This window comes from Hydrocoleum sp. CS-953 (genome assembly GCF_002260545.1).
Lineage (GTDB): Bacteria > Cyanobacteriota > Cyanobacteriia > Cyanobacteriales > Microcoleaceae > Trichodesmium.
In genome coordinates this window covers 1-966 of record NZ_LGSU01000011.1, presented here as the reverse complement: position 1 = coordinate 966, position 966 = coordinate 1, and the positions used below count along the sequence as shown (strand labels likewise).

The 966-nt window shown below is 31.8% G+C and carries 1 protein-coding gene; it reads right to left on the bottom strand.

The genetic code is table 11. From position 1 onward, the window contains the following. The coding region (locus AFK68_RS36040; RefSeq protein ID WP_168186255.1) for a response regulator at positions 1–752 on the bottom strand (752 nt) is incomplete at its 3' end. Positions 753–966: the final 214 nt, after the last annotated feature.

The following is a 966-nucleotide window of genomic DNA, read 5'->3' as shown; positions in this document are numbered from 1 at the left end:
ATTACCAACTCATCTGTATTTAACCGAGCAATAATACTGCCTTTACTAATAAATTTATTAATTCTTTTAACTATAGATTTAATTAATATATCGCCCCACTCGTATCCTAAATTATTGATGCGCTTGAAGCGATTAATACCTAAACAAACTACAGGAATAGTTGGCGTACAATCTTTGTCTGGTTGAGATTTTTTTTCCTGAAAATTGTCGATTTTACTAACAACTTTAGCAAACTTATCTGATAGGACGATCCGATTTGTAAAAGAAGTTATCTCCTCTTGATTTGTTAACCGATCGAGCTGATTTTTTACCTCTTCAATTTCCTTAATATAGGATGATTCTACTACTTGTTCACTTTGATGTTTTTGCAGAGCAATCTCAATTGTAGTTCTTAAAGCTTGAGGTTTAAATGGCTTGACTAAGTAACCATAAGGTTCGGTTAATTTTGCCCGCCCCAATGTATCATCATCTGCATAAGCAGTCATATAAATAACAGGTATTTTTAATTCAGACCGAATATGTCCAGCAGCTTCGATACCATCTAAATCTCCTTGAAGCATAATATCCATTAGCACTAAATTAGGATGGTTTTCTGTCGCAGCTTGAATAGCTTCTTCACCAGAGTCTACAATTCCAATTACTTCATATCCTAATTTTTTAAGATTTCTAGCAATATTTTCTGCTGCAATTAGCTCGTCTTCAACAACTAAAATTTTAGTGGGAGATTTGGGAGTATTTTGATTAACATTCATAAAATTTTACCTATATAACCTGGATAATTTCTAGCGGTTTTCACAAAGCTAGATTACAAAAAAAAGATAAGTATGTTTAAATTTGATAAGTTACAGCTCTGATATTTGTATTCTATGTTAATGAAAACCACTATTATTGTATCAATATGGAATATGTAGATTATACCATGATATAATCTCTTACCGAAATATTCTGGTTTAAAGCCTCCCCTTT